Origin of the sequence: Streptomyces sp. Isolate_45, assembly GCF_024721315.2 — a bacterium.
GTDB lineage: Bacteria > Actinomycetota > Actinomycetes > Streptomycetales > Streptomycetaceae > Streptomyces.
Genome location: NZ_JANFAK020000002.1, coordinates 57715 through 71809, shown reverse-complemented (window position 1 = coordinate 71809; position 14095 = coordinate 57715). Strand labels below are relative to the sequence as shown.

Below are 14095 nucleotides of genomic sequence, written 5' to 3'. Positions count from 1 at the left end.
GCCGTTTCAGCCTTCGCTCACCCGGATCCCTCGCCACCTCGCGAACGCATGGACAGCGTCCGCCAGTTGGGGGGTGGTGCCGAGTGGTGTGAGTCTGCGCGCACGGATGCGCATGACGCCGTCACGGCCACTGCGGACCCAGGTCGGGTGGTGGGAACCCGTGGGTAGCCGCCTCACCACGTCGAGGTGGACGGTCAGGTCCGTCCACTCGGCGTGCCGTGTCAGCTCAAGGGCCTTGATGTCGTGCCAGGGCATGACCACGAGGTTGTTCGGCGGGCCCAATGCGATACCGCGGCTGTTGAGGGTGAGGCCGTCCTTGGCGGTGCCGAGCAGCCCCAGGAACCGTACGGCCAGGAAGGCGGCAACGACCCCGGACGTCACCGGTACCGCGGCGGGGAAGGCATCCGTGCCGCTCAGCACTGCTCCGGTGACGAGTCCGGCCACACCGAGCACGTTGCGCAGGATCTGCAGGAACCAGACACGCCTGCGAACGAGGTACACGGCAAGGGGAGGTGAGGGGTTCTTCGCCGTCACCGTCGATGGCTGCGACCGGGCGGTCCTCGACTGCGACCGAACGGTGCGACCGGGCGGCTCGTCGTTCATCAACGTGTCGTCGTGCGTCGGCGCGACACCCACATCTGCCGAGCACAGGTCGAGCAGTTCGAGCGGGGTCGGGCGGCGGGAAGGCTCCTTGCGGAGGCAGGCGAGGACCAGGGACCGCAGTGATGGCGGCACCGTGGAGACGTCCGGGGCCTCGTGCACCACCCGGTACATCAGTCCTGCGGGCGATCCGTGGCCGAACGCCCTGCCCCCGGACGCCGCGACGATGACCGCACCAAGAGCGAACACGTCACTCGCCCCCGTGACCGGCCGTCCGAGAGCCTGCTCCGGCGAGTGGTACCCCGCGGTGCCGACCACCACGCCGTCGGTCGTCAGCCGGGACTCATCCAGAGCCCGGGCGACCCCGAAGTCCAGGACACGGGGGCCGTCGGAGGCCAGCACGATGTTGTCGGGCTTCAGATCACGGTGCACCAGACCATGGCCATGGATCGCCCTGAGTGCCTCGGCCAGCACGGCGGCGAGCCGCCACAGCTCCCCTTCGGAGAGCCCTCCGCGCCGGCCGACCTCCGCCCGCAACGTCGGTCCCTCGATGTACGCGCTGGCCATCCACGGCTGCGGGGCGTCCGGATCGGCGTCGACCACCGCCGCCGTATGGAAGCCTCCGACCTTGCGGGCAGCCTCGACCTCCTGACGGAAACGCTGCCGGAAGCGGGGGTCGGCGGCGTGATCGGGGCGGATGACCTTGATGGCCACGAGCTTTCCGGACAGCGAGCGCGCCAAAAAGACAGAGCCCATTCCGCCACTGCCCAGCAGCCGAATGACCGTGTAGTCGCCGATCCGCTTCACGGCCGTCCAACCCCTACCTCGTCTCGCGCCGCACAAGCTCCGGCGGAACCACACCCGGCACGAGTCCACGCCCGAGGGACCCCCCGTAGCGTCTCCATGTCCTGCGCCATGCTCTGTAGCCCCGAGACATCTGTCGAGCCCCGATCCGGTCAAAGTGGTTCGGGGACGCACTCCGGCCTGTTCCGACTCCGCACCGGTACTTTGAGCCAGGTGCGCGCGTCGATGCCAACGCTGGAGCACCTGTTCGCCGGTTGGGGCGTCCGTGCGGGCTGCCGGCCCGGGATACGAGCCTTCGTCCGCCCGGCGAACGAAGCCGATCAATCAGGCATTTACCGCGACTGGTACGTGAAGCTGCTCGGCTCTCCCTCGGGGGGAGAGAGAGGCACTGGTCCGACGCGGGTGTCGTGGTGCCGGCCGGGCGGACCGCCGGCGGCTACCGCTGTTACGACGCGGACCCACCAGGCCGTCCTACGCACCGTCACACGTCGCACTACCCCCCGAAGGACTTGCCCTGATGACCCGTACCGCCCACATGTCACCCGACCAACGTCGCAAGCTGGTCCACGTTTTCCTCACCGACGCTCTTGGCGATCTGGACGTGCCCCAGTTCCGCGAGGGCCTCGTCGCAGCGGCCTCCGACCTTCCCGAAGACCCGAGCAGCTCCTCGTAGAGCTGCTCGTGCACAGCTGGGACCTCGCCGCCGCGCTCGGCCGGGGTCGCGACCTGGATGCCGACGTCGCGCGCGCCGCCCTGCCGGTCGTCCGCGCAATCCACGGCGACCTGCCCCGCACCGCCGGCGGGTCCTTCGACCCTGCCCGGCCCGTACCCGAGCACGCGCCGGCCCTGGATCATGTGGCGGCGTTCCTCGGCCGCCGCATCCCGCACTGACGAACCCCCACGCCCGAGAAACCCTCCCGCTCGGCCGGTTGGCCGGTTGGCCGGTTGCTGCCGGCAGTACCGAGGCCTGTCTTCAAAAGGCACTGTTAGCCGTTTCACCTGCCCTGATGTGGCATCGCTCTTGGTCGTGGGCGAGGCTGGAACCCATGGAGATCAGAACGGGCCGCAAGAGCGATGCTGCCGAGGTTGCGGCGATGCATGCCGAGAGTTGGCGTACGGCTTATGCGGGAATCATGCCCAGCAGTTTCTTGGCCGGCCCTCTTCTCGAAGATCGGCTGCAACTGTGGCTCGGCCGACTTGACGAGCCACGCCCGGGGGCGACGCTGTTCGTGGCGGAGGAAGCGGCCGAAATACAGGGTTTCGCCTATTTGATCCTTCAATCCGACGGTCGGCTCTTGTTGGACAACCTGCACGCCAGGCCGGGCCGCACCGGGTCCGGGATCGGCAGCCGGCTGCTGGCGCACGCTTTGGGATGGGCGGCCGATGAACACCCGGGCAGCTCGGTCTACCTGGAAGTCCTGCACGCCAATACCCGCGCCATCGCCTTCTACGAGCGGCATGGCGCCCTCCGTACCGATGAGCGTGTCTGCCGGTTCGAGCAGGGTTTCGAGCTGCCCGAGCTCGAATACGCTTGGCCCGCAAACTCACCCGCGTAGGCAAGCTCGGCGTGCGCTCCCGGGGAGGGGCAGGGAGCCCGCCCCAGGACTCGGCGCGTCCGGGACCACGATCCCGTGGGTGATCGTCACGAACTTGCCGAACACGAGCGGGAGTCACTCGCTCCGCTGGGCTCCGGGTCATCACCACCCGCTACGAGAAGACCGCTACCTCTTACGAAGCAGCGGTCACCCTCGCATCCCTCCTGCTCGGGGCGGGATCAATTCGACGACGGACCCCTAGTCGGTGCAGTACCGCTTGATCGCCGTGTTGAAGGCTGCCTCGAAGGCCGCGTCATGTGCCTCCTTGGCCGCCTTTTGGGACGCCGCATCGGGCACGAGTCCCTGCGGCACCGGGTTGGCCTTGGGCTTCGCAGCGCAATTGCCGGCCTGCGCCAGTTCCTTGCCGGTGGTGAAGCCCTCGGCGGCGCCGGCCTTCCGCGCGGCGTCGACGGCATTCTTGTTGACGGCGTCCTGGGCCGCCTGACCGCCCAGGCAGCTCGCGTTCAGCCCGCCGCCGGCGGCCGTGTACTTGCCGTTGGGCTGGTCGGCGACCGAGAACTTGCCGTCCTCGCCGACGGTGACCAACACGCCGCCGGGGCCGTCGGTCTGGTCGACGGTTACCTTGGTCCCCTTGTTGAAGCCCTCGCCGGTAATGATCGACTTGGTGGCATCGCCGGGCTTCGCCTCGACGAAGCATTGTGCCGAGGGCAAGGCCTGTGGGGCAGCCGCCCATACGGCTGCGGCGGCCGGCCCGATGGCCAGCGAGCAGGCCAGAAGGGGGGCGCTCAGGACGACACGGGTCCGCTTGTTCATCTCAGCTTCCTCACGCCTGTGGGGGCGAGGGCATCCGCATGAGGGACGAAACAGCTGCCGTGCGGCAGGGGGACGGCGTAGGCCCACCGGCTGTCGCGAACGGCAAGGAGGAGTGCGTCCCTGGCGCTTACCGAGTCACCCCAAAGGGAGTCCGGTCCATCACTTCATCCTCCCTCTCCCGTCCGAAGGTGTCGAACGGGGCAGAATCCGCTCTGCCCTCCACGCATGCCGCCCGGCTGGGGACGGGCGGAGGGGCGTGGGAACGCCGTCGAGGTAGCTGAAGCCGACGAAGGTCACGATTCCGAGCGGCAGGAGGTAGGACCGCAGTGTCAGCGGACCCTCGCGCAGTTGCCGGAAGACGATGAGGACGAGGGCGATGTCGATGTCGATGATTCAGGTCGTGGTGTCCATGCGCCCAAGGCTGCTGCGCGAAGGCCCGGAACACCTGCGCCCAGGGGTGGAGAGCCGGGTGGAGAGGGAGGTGGAGGCGGGAGCGGGGGCGCGGCGTCCCGCCGAAGTGGTGGGCTCGTCAGATGCCTGCCGCCAGAGTCGGGAGGCCCGGTCCGGCGAGGTCGTCCAGGGCCACTCGGCGTCCGGTGACCGCCAGCAGGAGGGAGAGCGCGGGGCCTTCGACGTCCGGTCCGGTGCCGATCGCCAGGCCCGCGTCCCCGGCCGTCAGGCGGACGCGCGTGACGAGCTCCTTGGCACCGCCGAACGACGCCGGGGTGCGCGTCTGCAGCCGAAGCGCCCTGACGGCGGCCTCCTGCGGGTAGCGGTGGGCGATGCCCAGGGGCCGGCGGATGTCCTCACCGTGGACGATCTCCTCGACGAGACGACTGTCGAGCGGCGCAGGCGGGGTCGACCTCCGGGTCGCCGCCTCGCGCAACCGTCGCAGCGTCTCCTGCGGCGAGGCGCCCCGCGCGCGTTCCACACCGCGGGCGTTCTGCCGGTCGAAGTCGAATCGCGCCCGGACCAGTCCGGTGACGAAGCCGAGGCGCGTCGTACGGGCCGTGTCGACCAGGTGGGCGACCACGTCGTGCACCGTCCACCCCGCGCAGAGGGACGGCGTCCGCCACTGGTCCTGATCGAGGCGCTCCAGGTCCTCGACCAGGGCCGCCCGCTCCGCGTGCACCATCGTCCAGACGTCTTCCACGGCGTTCTCCCTTCGTCTCGTCCAGTGTCCGCCGGAAAGGACTCCGCAGGCGGTACGAACTCATCGATTCGTCACGCGCGGCAGGCGGCACGCGGGGCGGGAGGCGGGGCCGGCCGGACCACGCGGCCGGTCGACAGTCCGCGGCTCGGGATCCGGCGGGCACCCCCGGCCGGGGGTGCCCGCCGAGCGCGGTGCATCGGCGAGCGCGGTGCATCGGCTGTCGCGGGGCAAACCCCGACGATGCCCTCCCGCACCCCGCCCCGCCCCCTGCCGCACCCACAATTCCCGAGCCCCCTCGGCATCCTGTCGTTAGGCTCAGCGACGGCACGGCACCTCCTCCGAAGCCCACTCCCCCGAAGGCCCCCCATGAGTCCGCCCCTGGAAATCGAGGTCCCCGACTCCCTGGTCGCCTCGTACGCGAGGAACGGCGGTGAGGCGGAACGGGCCTGGATCGCCCGACTGCCCACACTCGTGGCGGAGCTCCTCGGGCGGTGGGAGCTGGAGCCCGACGGCGACGTCGGGTCCGGCGAGGCCGCACTGGTGGTACCGGTGTGCCGCGCGGACGGCACCCGCGCCGCGCTCAAACTCCAGATGCCCCGCGCCGAGACGACCGCCGCACTGATCGGGCTGCGGGCGTGGAACGGCGACGGCATCGTACGGCTGCTCGGCCACGACCCGGAGAGCGGCGCCGTGCTCCTGGAACGCCTGGACGGCTCGCGCACCCTGACTTCCGTCGAGAACGACGACGTGGCCATGAGCACCCTGGCGGCGCTGATGGCACGGCTGCACGCCGTCCCGGCGCCCGAGGGCCTGCGCGGCCTCGGTGATGTCGCGCGCGACATGCTGATGGCCGTACCGGCGGCCGGCGCCGCCCTGTCGGACCCGGCGGACCGGCGGCGGCTGCACGGCTGGGCCTCCGCGGTCGCGGAGCTGGTCGGCGAGCCCGGCGACAGGATGTTGCACTGGGACCTGCACTACGACAACGTGCTCGCCGCCGAGCGCGAGCCGTGGCTGGCCATCGACCCCGAACCCCTCATCGGCGACCCGGGCTTCGACCTGTGGCCCGCGCTGGACACCGGCCGGGAGGTGCTCCGCTCCACCGGGAACACCCACCGGGTGGTGCGTCGCCGCTTCGACCTACTGACGGAGGCGCTCGGCCTGGACCGCGGGCGCGCGGCCGGCTGGACCCTGGCCCGGCTGCTCCAGAACACCCTGTGGGACGTCGAGGACGGACGGACCGCCATCGACCCTTCCCAGACCGCGGTGGCCGAGGCACTTCTGCCTCGCCTCTGAACCCCGCGTGGCGGAAGGGCGGTGTCGGGCACCGGGGGGGCGCTCCTCCCGCCCCGGCCTGCGGGTGACCGGACCCGCCCCCCCCTGCTGCGCAACGCGACCGCCCGTAGGCGCGCGGCTCTTGACCGCCTCCGCCGAGCTGGTACCGGCGAACGGTGACGGCAGGGAGGGCGGAGGCGTCAACGGCGTCGTCGAGGTCACGGGCCTCGGCTGCGGGCCGTGGCCCCTCACCGCCGGCCCGGAGCGCTGTGGGGCGGGCCGGTGGGCGACGCGCCCGCACCGGGTCGGGTCTGCCGGGCGGTGGATCGGACGTGTTCCGGGTACCAGGCGGTGATCCTGATCGCCACCACGAGCAGGAGGACAGGGATGACCCAGTTGAGCCAGTCGCCGTGGTGCCCGGATTCCACGGCGATCAGGCCGGCGATCGCGATGAGGACGAACACGGCGCCCCACACGGCCGTCAGCACCCGGTTCGTCCGGCGGAACACCGGGGAGTCCCAGTACTCGGGGGGCACCGCCTCGCGGGCGTACTGCTCGGTGAACGGTGTGAACGCCAGCGACCCGAGGGCGACCGCGGCGATGACCCCGCTCGACAGTGTCTGCGCGTACGTCTCCAGCCACAGCAGGTCACCGCGGTCGACCACGAGGGCCAAGATCGAGATCACCGCGAAGAACACCATTCCGGTGATCTCCAGCACCTTGACGCTGCCGCGCCGCAGGTCGGGCACGTTCAGCACCAGTGAGGCGATCAGTGCGGTGAACGCCGCCAGCTTCCACGTGCTGGGTCCCGCGATCACGTCGAAAATGATCCACGGCGCGAAACCCAGGAAAATGCCGGTACGGCGAGGGGTTGTCCTGTCGTCGGTGCGGTCCGGGGCCATGGCGCCTCCCCTGCGGAGTCCGGAGCGGGCTCCCCGGCGCGGCCGGCCTGAGCGTGCACCCGTCCGGCTCCCATCGTGCACAGCACCGCACGGCTCCGCATTCCGGGCGGCCGCCGCCCGGGGCCCCTGACACCGGTGTCCGCCCCGGCCCCGTCCAGGACACGGCCCTGTTCGTGGGCCCGCGGCGGCCCCTCGGGGCCGGCGGTGGAGGTGGGACCCTCGCCCGGTCAGCCGCGGCGGAACAGGTCGCCCTCCCCTGCCCGATGCCTGCCCGTCGGCACGGAGCCTTCGCCGCCGGGAATCGCCCGGCCCTCCTGGAGCCACTGACGCTCAAGGGCGTCGTAGATCGGGGAATCGCAAACCCAACCGGCGCCCGCCACAACATCGGCGGAACCCCTCGGTGCTGGAACGGTTCTCTGGTCCATACGCAGCCCAACGACACCATGCCGGGTGCCGTAGCGGGCCGTAACCCACCCGTCACCAGAAGACCACCAGGGAGGCGGTGCCCACGCCTCCCCCGGGCGGCCCGGCTCGCGCTCGGGTCCGGAGACACTCAGCACTCGGGCCGCGTTGGGCAGCCTTCCGGGACGCTGACGACGTGCTGTTCACGAGCCCTCCGATCTGGCATGCACGAGGCCCTGGAAAATCGATTTGCGTCGGACAGATGATCGTTTCCCGCGTGCGGGAGAGACCGGTCCCACCCAGAAGTCCCGGCGGTGGGCCCCCTGACGGTCCGGCCCAGCCCGTAGCCGTCAACGCCTCGGCACCGGACGCCGCGGCCACCAGCCCCGGACTCCGGCCGATCGCACGCAACCGGCCGGAGCGATTGATCGAGGTCAGCGAGGAGTGAGGAGGCAGAACTCGTTGCCTTCCGGGTCGGCCAGAACCGTCCAGGAGATGTCGGACCGGTCGATGCCGGGGTCGGTGGCGCCCAGGGCGCGCAGTCGAGCCTCTTCCTCTTTCAGGTCGTCACCGGGGTAGGGGCGGACATCGAGGTGAACGCGGTTCCACACGCTCTTCGCGTCGAGGGTGCGGATGAACTCCAGGTAGGGGCCGACGCCTTGCGCGGAACGCATCGTCGCCTGGTCGTTGCTGACGTCGTGGAGCGTCCAATCCATCGCCCCGCCCCAGAACCGGACCATCGCTCGTGGGTCGGTGCAGTCGACCACCACCGCGGCGATCGGCCCGGTGTCCTGGTAGATCGGACGGGGTTCCAGGACGCAGAACTCGTTGCCCTCCGGATCGGCCATCACCGTCCAGGGGACGTTGCCCTGACCCACGTCGGCGAGCGTCGCGCCCAGATCCCGCAGGCGCGCGACCAACTCCGCCTGATGGGCGGTCGAGGTGGTGGCCAGATCAATGTGGACCCGGTTCTTCACCGTTTTGGGTTCCGGGCGAGCCACGATGTCGACGCAGACGGCCACGGGGTCGGGGTAGGCGAAACCGACGGGTTCGAGGTTCGTCACACCGGGTGCCTCGCTGTCGACACCCCACCCGAGAGCCTCCGCCCAGAACCGGCCGAGTACGGAGTCGTCCTGGGCCTTCATATTGATCTGTACGAGTCTTGTCGCCATGCCGGAGATCCTAGAAGTCGCCGTCGGCCCGGGCCACGGCGACGACGTGTCCTTGCCCCGGCGGTGACCATGCCCATGGTTCCCAGCCGCTCCCCCTCGACGGCACCGGCGCGCTTCCGCTGTCGGCGACACGAGGGAGGATGGGCGGCATGACGAAGACCGGAGCGGACTACGCGTGGTTCGAGAACGACTTTCCGGACCTCGCCGAGGCCTACTGCTTCACGCTCGTGCGGGGGTTGTCACCGGATGACGTCAGGTCCCGGTTCGAAGGCCGGCAAGAGGAGCCCTTGCGGGGTATGGCCGCTGTGGTCGACGCGGCTTTCGCTCAGTACGACCTGACCGAGGGCGAACGTCAGCTGGTCGCCATGACGACCGTGGGTGCCTGGACGCTGTTGATCGAGCCGAACGGCTACCTCGGCGTCACCGAGGATCGAGCCCTGCCGGCCTCGACCGGGGCGAGCTGGGTCTCCCACTTCGTGAACGTCAACGCCGTCGGTACGTTCCTCTGGGCGGAGGACCAGGTCCTGCGGCTTTGCTTCGACCCCATGTTCCCGGAGGACAGGTGGGGGACCACACCGGACGAACTTCTCGACGTCATACGGCAGATCGGCTTCCATTTCGAGGAGACTTTCGAGGAGGCTCCGGAAACGGACCTGTCCGCGCCGGCGGCGTTCGCTCTGGCAGAGCACCTGACCGGCGTCGCCATCACCCCGGCACTGCTCCAGGACACCACGTTCACCTGCGCCACCATCCGGATTCGATGACGTCCGTCCTTCGTGCTTCCAGTACCGGCCCCTGTGAACGCGGTGCGGCGTGGACGAGGACGGATGCCACCGGCGAGTGTCGTAGCTTGTCGGCTGTCCACCCCGACACGGGCCGAACGGCCCGAACGCCCGCGCGGCTCCCCAACGGCCGGTGGACCCGTACGCGCCCGGCCGCCAATGTCTCGTCAACGGCCCGCGAGGCGGCCCCGCCGGCTCTCACACACCGGCCGCGGGAAGCCGCGAGGGTCCTACCAGGTGTTCCAGGAAGAAGCCGGCCGCCTCCGCGCCGACCCGTAGGCGGACCTGCGGGTCGGCCGGTTCCGGCGCGAAGAAGTCGTCGTGGCGGACCTCGGGACCGGCCGAGCGGCCGCGGGCCGTGGGGATGTGCTCCAGGTACGGGCGGGTGTCGCTCTCGTACGGGGTGATCGTGTCCGCCCCGCCCCACCGGATGCCCACCGGCACCCGGACGGTCGCCAGGGATTCCGGGGTCACCAGACCTCCGACGCCCGGGGCCACCTGGAACACCGCGCGCACCCGGCTGTCCGAGAGGTCCGCCGCCGCGGCCTCCAGCGCCCGGCGGGACTCCTCGATCGGCGGGAACGTCTTGCGCAGCTCCTCCAGAACCCCGGGGAATTCGGGGATCTCCGGGAACGGGACCTCCCCGGTCAGCACCGCCCACAGCACCCCGGGATCGACCCGGGCACCGGCCAGGGCCGCCGCCGTGTAGCCGCCCAGGGAGAAGCCCGCGGCGCCGACCGGGCCGAGGGGTTGCTCGCGGTCGAGGGCGTCGAGGGCGAAGGAGACGTCCCGCGGCCGCTCCCACACGTGCAGGAAGCCCTCCGGCTCGTAGCCGTCGACGAAGTTGTTGCCGTGGTGGTCGAGCGCGGCGACCCGGAAACCCGCCTCGCGCAGCGGACGCACCAGCCACCGCATCTCGCCGCCCGACCCGCCGGTGCCGTGCGAGACGAAGACGAGCGGGGCGGGTGCGACGCACGGCCGGTCCGGCTCCCACAGGTAGAGCCGCAGCGGGCGGGGGCGGTCGGGGGCACGCAGGTCGCTGCGGGACTCGTCGTACAGGACGCGTATCAGCGGCTGTTGCCGCCCCGGGAGGGTCATGGCGACATCGTAGAGAGCGGCGCCGGGCGGGGAGAGGCACGGACCGGGAACGGCCGCGGGCGGTGCTGCGTCCTTCCGGGCAGTCGCAGCAGTGCGGGGCCAGGGGCCGGGTCCTCGGGCCACGGCGGAAGGAGGCTGGATGGCAAGGGACGGACGAGGTGCAGGCCGGTGGTTCGTGGTCCTCGCGGTGGGGATACCGCCGGCCGTGGCCGCGATCGTCATGGCGGTGGTGTTCACGGGGACCGGTGCGCTGGGGCGCGGCCCGCTCCACCGGGCGGTGGACTCCTACCTCGACGCCGTGGGCGGCGAGGGTGCCGTTCCGGTGCGCGGGCCGGACAGCGACTGCCCGAGCGGGCAGGAAGATCCCACGACCACCCTGCGGGGGTTCGCGGCGTCCGCCTTCGGGCACCACATCGTGTCCTCCACCGAGACCGGCGACAGCGCCTCCGTCAACGTGGACCTCGCTCCCGAGGCCGGTGCCCCGATGGCGGTCGTCCTGGACCTGCGCCGTACCGGCGACCGCTGGGACGTCTGTGCCGCCTCCACCGGCCGGGTGCAGATCGACCCGGACCCCTTCTAGCCGCTCCGGGCGGGTGGCCACCCGGTGCCGGGCGGACCACCCGGGGCGGGGGTCCTCTCCCCCGCGACGGTCGCCCCGACCTCGCGCACCGGTCGCGGCGAGGGGAGTTGGGGGCTGCACGGAGTGCGGGACCGCACTACTCCCGAGTCCGGTCGAGGCTCCTGGTAGGCTCACCGACTTCGATCCGCAGCCTTGGTTCTGCGTTCACGCGGCACGGCGGAGGCCGTGCGGTGTCCGGGCCAGGTGCAAGATCCACGCGCACGCGTTGAAAGGTCTTGCTGTGAAGAGGTTCGAGAACGATGAGACGGCGCCGGAAACCGAAGGCGTCCACCTACTGACCGTCGTCAGCCCGCGCAAGGACGAAGGCAACAGCCCGACCGGGGTCGTCGGCCGGTGCCTGGCGCGAGAGTTGCTCGCCCTGGGTCGCCGGGTGCGGGTGCTCGCCGAACCGGACCAGTGCGACGGCTGGCCCGACGCGGTCGAAGTCGTCCGGGGTTCCATCACCCGGCCCCTGGAGTGCACCCGAGCCTTCGACGGCGTCGAGGCCGTGTTCCTCGCCGGTGCCCATCCGTCCACGGTCCGGGAAGCCCTGACGTCGGCGCGGAACGCCGCCGTGAGGAAGATCGTCGTGTTGTCGTCACACGGGCCCGAGTACGAGCAGGCGAACCCGCCGGAGACCTGGTTCTGGCTGGCGATCGAGAGGGCGGTGGAGCGCTCGACCATCCCGTGGACGCACATCCGGCCGTCGGCCGTGATGGGTGCCGTCATCGAGGGGACCTACCCGGCGACGGGGTCTGACTGGTCCGACACCGTCCGCGCCGATGGAGTGGTCCGTGAGGCCTTCCTCAGCGACGGCCACTACCCCTTCATCCATGAGGAGGACCTCGCCGCCGTGGCGGCCGCGGCCCTGATCGGCGATGACTTCACCGGGATGGTCGTCGAGGCGGTGGGCCCGCCGCTGAGCACACGTTCACGCGTACGGAGCATCACCAGCGCCCTCGGCCGCGACATCGCTGCGGTCGAGCTGGCGCCGGACGAGAGTCGGGCGATCTGGCGACGTCGGGGCTGGCCCGGCGGCGCGATCGACGTGACGCTGTACGCCCTGGAGGAGTACGGCGCCCGGTTCGCCGAACTCGCCCGGTGGACGGCCGATCAGCGGCCGTCCGTCGAGGACATCATCGGCCGTCCGATGCGCACCTACGACGAATGGGTGCGCGAGAACATCGACTCGTTCCGCTGACCTCTCAAGCCCCCATCCGACTGCCGGGCCACCGGCCTTCGGCCTCTGGTGGCCCTCGCTCGAAGACCCGGCGGGTAGGTGGGTCGTACGTGGTCGGGTACGCGGCGAGCCGGGCGACGGTTCGCCGTCGGCGATCTTCCGTACGGGCACCAGCGCTCGGGCGCGCGCACGGTGGCGACGGTCGACAGTGGCCCTGATCGCCCTGATCGCGTACTTGATCTCGCGGGTCAGCGCGCCAGGACGGTGTCGGTTCGCTCGGCGCCGGCGTCGAGCACGGCGTCCGGCGCGGTTTCCCCCGGGGCGGACGGTGCGGCGCCGGCGCCCCGCCGGGGGCGCAGGCCGAAGGCGCTGATCGAAGCGGCGACGACGGCCGCCGCGAACGGCACGAGCAGACCGGCCCGGTACCCGTCCAACAGCGCGGCGGGAGTCTCCGCCCGTGTGGCGGACACGCTGACGGCGGTGACCGCGGAGAGCCCCAGGGCGGCGCCGAACTGGAAGGCGGTGTAGAGCAGACCGCCCGCGAGCCCCTGTTCCTCCTCCGCGATCCCCTCCGTGGCCACGATGGTGAGCGGGCCGTACGCGAGGGAGAACGCGAGGCCGAGGATGATCAGGCCCGGGAACATCGCCGCGTAGCTCCAGTCGGCTCCCAGCGGGAGGAACAGCCCGTAGGCGAGCACCGCCAGCAGGAGACCGCCGAAGATCACCTTGGCGTTGCCGAAGCGGTTGACCAGCCACGGGGTGAGCGTCGGCGAGAGGATCGCGTCGACCCCGATGACCAGCATCGCGAAGCTCGTCTGCAGCGTCGACCAGTCGCGCAGTTCCTGGAGGTAGAGCACCACCAGGAACTGGAAGCCGAAGAACCCGGCGGCGAACAGCATCGCCGATAGGTTCGCCCGCACCAGGGAGCCGTTGCGGAAGACGCCCATGCGCACCAGCGGCTCGGTGGAGCGCCGTTCGATGACGAGGAAGGCCACGAGGAACGCCAGCCCGGCCAGCAGGGTGCCGGCGCTGGTGGTGATCCCGGCGTGGGCCGCACGCTCGACGCCCAGCACGATCAGCACGAGGGCAGTGGTGACGGTGAACGCGCCGGCGGCGTCGACCCGCTTGCCGGTTCTGTCCGGGCGTTCCGACTTGGGGACGATGGCGAGGGCGGCGACGAGGATGAGGAAGGAGAGGACGACCGGGGCGAAGAAGACCCACCGCCAGCCGAGGGAGGTGAGCAGTCCGCCGGCGACCAGTCCGATCGTGAACCCTCCGGCGGCGGTGCCCGAGTAGAGGAGCAAGGCCCTGTTGCGCTCCGGGCCCTCGGCGAAGCCCGTCGTGATGATGGACAGGCCCGCCGGGGTCATGAAGGCCGCGGCGACGCCCGTGATGAACCGCGCGACGATCAGCGTCCACCCCTCGGTGGCGAATCCGCCGAGCCCGGAGAACAGTAGGAAGACGGTGAGCCAGAAGACGAACATCTGACGGCGTCCGAACAGGTCGGCCGCCCGTCCGCCGAGGAGCATGAAGCCGCCGTAGCCGAGTACGTAGGCGCTCATGACCCACTGCAGCTCACCGGTGGAGAGTCCGAGGTCGGCGCGGATCGACGGCAGCGCCACATTGAGCATGGCGACGTCGATGCCTTCGAGGAAGATCGCGCCGCACAGCACGAGCAGGACGCCCCACTTGCGCGCGTCCAGTCCGCTCGAAGTACTCAAGGCAGTCATGACGATGAAGTC

14 protein-coding genes are annotated in these 14095 nt (G+C 71.0%); 7 read left to right on the top strand and 7 right to left on the bottom strand.

Features of this window, described 5'->3' with window-relative positions; genetic code table 11:
- Nucleotides 1–6 precede the first annotated feature (6 nt).
- Entirely contained in the window at nt 7–1356 is a 1350-nt protein-coding gene (locus NOD94_RS01275) for a serine/threonine-protein kinase (protein ID WP_281203777.1), read from the bottom strand.
- A gap of 565 nt (nt 1357–1921) precedes the next feature.
- Between NOD94_RS01275 and NOD94_RS01270 the strand changes: the two genes are divergently transcribed.
- The 3 genes from NOD94_RS01270 to NOD94_RS01260 all read left to right on the top strand — a co-directional run bounded on the left by NOD94_RS01270 (nt 1922) and on the right by NOD94_RS01260 (nt 2960).
- Nucleotides 1922–2077: a hypothetical protein gene (locus NOD94_RS01270; RefSeq protein ID WP_281203776.1), complete on the top strand. Its 156-nt coding sequence runs from the start codon at nt 1922–1924 to the stop codon at nt 2075–2077.
- An 8-nt stretch (nt 2078–2085) separates the two neighbouring features.
- Nucleotides 2086–2295 (top strand): hypothetical protein, encoded by a 210-nt coding sequence (locus tag NOD94_RS01265; protein WP_281203775.1) that lies wholly within the window; start codon nt 2086–2088, stop codon nt 2293–2295.
- 155 nt (nt 2296–2450) lie between these two features.
- Nucleotides 2451–2960 (top strand): GNAT family N-acetyltransferase, encoded by a 510-nt coding sequence (locus NOD94_RS01260; protein ID WP_281203774.1) that lies wholly within the window; start codon nt 2451–2453, stop codon nt 2958–2960.
- 237 nt (nt 2961–3197) lie between these two features.
- Here NOD94_RS01260 and NOD94_RS01255 read toward each other — a convergent pair whose 3' ends face one another.
- Nucleotides 3198–3773, bottom strand: a complete 576-nt coding sequence (locus NOD94_RS01255; protein ID WP_281203773.1) for a hypothetical protein — start codon at nt 3771–3773, stop codon at nt 3198–3200.
- Nucleotides 3774–4302: 529 nt separating this feature from the next.
- Nucleotides 4303–4908, bottom strand: coding sequence for a maleylpyruvate isomerase family mycothiol-dependent enzyme (locus NOD94_RS01250; RefSeq protein WP_281203855.1), 606 nt, complete (start codon nt 4906–4908; stop codon nt 4303–4305).
- Between the two features lie 384 nt (nt 4909–5292).
- Here NOD94_RS01250 and NOD94_RS01245 point away from each other — a divergent pair, with 384 nt between their 5' ends.
- A complete protein-coding gene (locus NOD94_RS01245; RefSeq protein ID WP_281203772.1) occupies nt 5293–6219 on the top strand; it encodes an aminoglycoside phosphotransferase family protein in 927 nt (308 codons plus the stop codon).
- A 227-nt stretch (nt 6220–6446) separates the two neighbouring features.
- Here the strand turns inward: NOD94_RS01245 and NOD94_RS01240 are convergent, their stop codons facing one another.
- Both NOD94_RS01240 and NOD94_RS01235 read right to left on the bottom strand, forming a co-directional pair.
- Nucleotides 6447–7016, bottom strand: a complete 570-nt coding sequence (locus tag NOD94_RS01240; RefSeq protein ID WP_281203771.1) for a hypothetical protein — start codon at nt 7014–7016, stop codon at nt 6447–6449.
- Nucleotides 7017–7936: 920 nt separating this feature from the next.
- A complete protein-coding gene (locus NOD94_RS01235; RefSeq protein WP_281203770.1) occupies nt 7937–8674 on the bottom strand; it encodes a VOC family protein in 738 nt (245 codons plus the stop codon).
- Nucleotides 8675–8823: 149 nt separating this feature from the next.
- On the opposite strand from NOD94_RS01235, the gene NOD94_RS01230 reads away from it, so the two are divergent.
- A complete protein-coding gene (locus NOD94_RS01230; RefSeq protein ID WP_281203769.1) occupies nt 8824–9438 on the top strand; it encodes a DUF6461 domain-containing protein in 615 nt (204 codons plus the stop codon).
- 216 nt (nt 9439–9654) lie between these two features.
- Here NOD94_RS01230 and NOD94_RS01225 read toward each other — a convergent pair whose 3' ends face one another.
- Nucleotides 9655–10554 (bottom strand): alpha/beta fold hydrolase, encoded by a 900-nt coding sequence (locus tag NOD94_RS01225; protein ID WP_281203768.1) that lies wholly within the window; start codon nt 10552–10554, stop codon nt 9655–9657.
- A 139-nt stretch (nt 10555–10693) separates the two neighbouring features.
- Between NOD94_RS01225 and NOD94_RS01220 the strand changes: the two genes are divergently transcribed.
- Nucleotides 10694–11134: a hypothetical protein gene (locus NOD94_RS01220; RefSeq protein ID WP_281203767.1), complete on the top strand. Its 441-nt coding sequence runs from the start codon at nt 10694–10696 to the stop codon at nt 11132–11134.
- A gap of 280 nt (nt 11135–11414) precedes the next feature.
- Nucleotides 11415–12374 (top strand): NAD(P)H-binding protein, encoded by a 960-nt coding sequence (locus NOD94_RS01215; RefSeq protein ID WP_281203766.1) that lies wholly within the window; start codon nt 11415–11417, stop codon nt 12372–12374.
- 227 nt (nt 12375–12601) lie between these two features.
- On the opposite strand, the gene NOD94_RS01210 is transcribed toward NOD94_RS01215, so the two are convergent.
- Nucleotides 12602–14083, bottom strand: coding sequence for an MFS transporter (locus tag NOD94_RS01210; RefSeq protein ID WP_281203765.1), 1482 nt, complete (start codon nt 14081–14083; stop codon nt 12602–12604).
- Between the last annotated feature and the right edge of the window lie 12 nt (nt 14084–14095).

Coding starts and splice junctions, on each gene's coding strand:
- NOD94_RS01275 (WP_281203777.1), bottom strand. CDS start 1,356: ATGGGCTCTGTCTTTTTGGCGCGCTCGCTGTCCGGAAAGCTCGTGGCC.
- NOD94_RS01270 (WP_281203776.1), top strand. CDS start 1,922: ATGACCCGTACCGCCCACATGTCACCCGACCAACGTCGCAAGCTGGTC.
- NOD94_RS01260 (WP_281203774.1), top strand. CDS start 2,451: ATGGAGATCAGAACGGGCCGCAAGAGCGATGCTGCCGAGGTTGCGGCG.
- NOD94_RS01255 (WP_281203773.1), bottom strand. CDS start 3,773: ATGAACAAGCGGACCCGTGTCGTCCTGAGCGCCCCCCTTCTGGCCTGC.
- NOD94_RS01250 (WP_281203855.1), bottom strand. CDS start 4,908: ATGGTGCACGCGGAGCGGGCGGCCCTGGTCGAGGACCTGGAGCGCCTC.
- NOD94_RS01245 (WP_281203772.1), top strand. CDS start 5,293: ATGAGTCCGCCCCTGGAAATCGAGGTCCCCGACTCCCTGGTCGCCTCG.
- NOD94_RS01235 (WP_281203770.1), bottom strand. CDS start 8,674: ATGGCGACAAGACTCGTACAGATCAATATGAAGGCCCAGGACGACTCC.
- NOD94_RS01230 (WP_281203769.1), top strand. CDS start 8,824: ATGACGAAGACCGGAGCGGACTACGCGTGGTTCGAGAACGACTTTCCG.
- NOD94_RS01225 (WP_281203768.1), bottom strand. CDS start 10,554: ATGACCCTCCCGGGGCGGCAACAGCCGCTGATACGCGTCCTGTACGAC.
- NOD94_RS01220 (WP_281203767.1), top strand. CDS start 10,694: ATGGCAAGGGACGGACGAGGTGCAGGCCGGTGGTTCGTGGTCCTCGCG.
- NOD94_RS01210 (WP_281203765.1), bottom strand. CDS start 14,083: ATGACTGCCTTGAGTACTTCGAGCGGACTGGACGCGCGCAAGTGGGGC.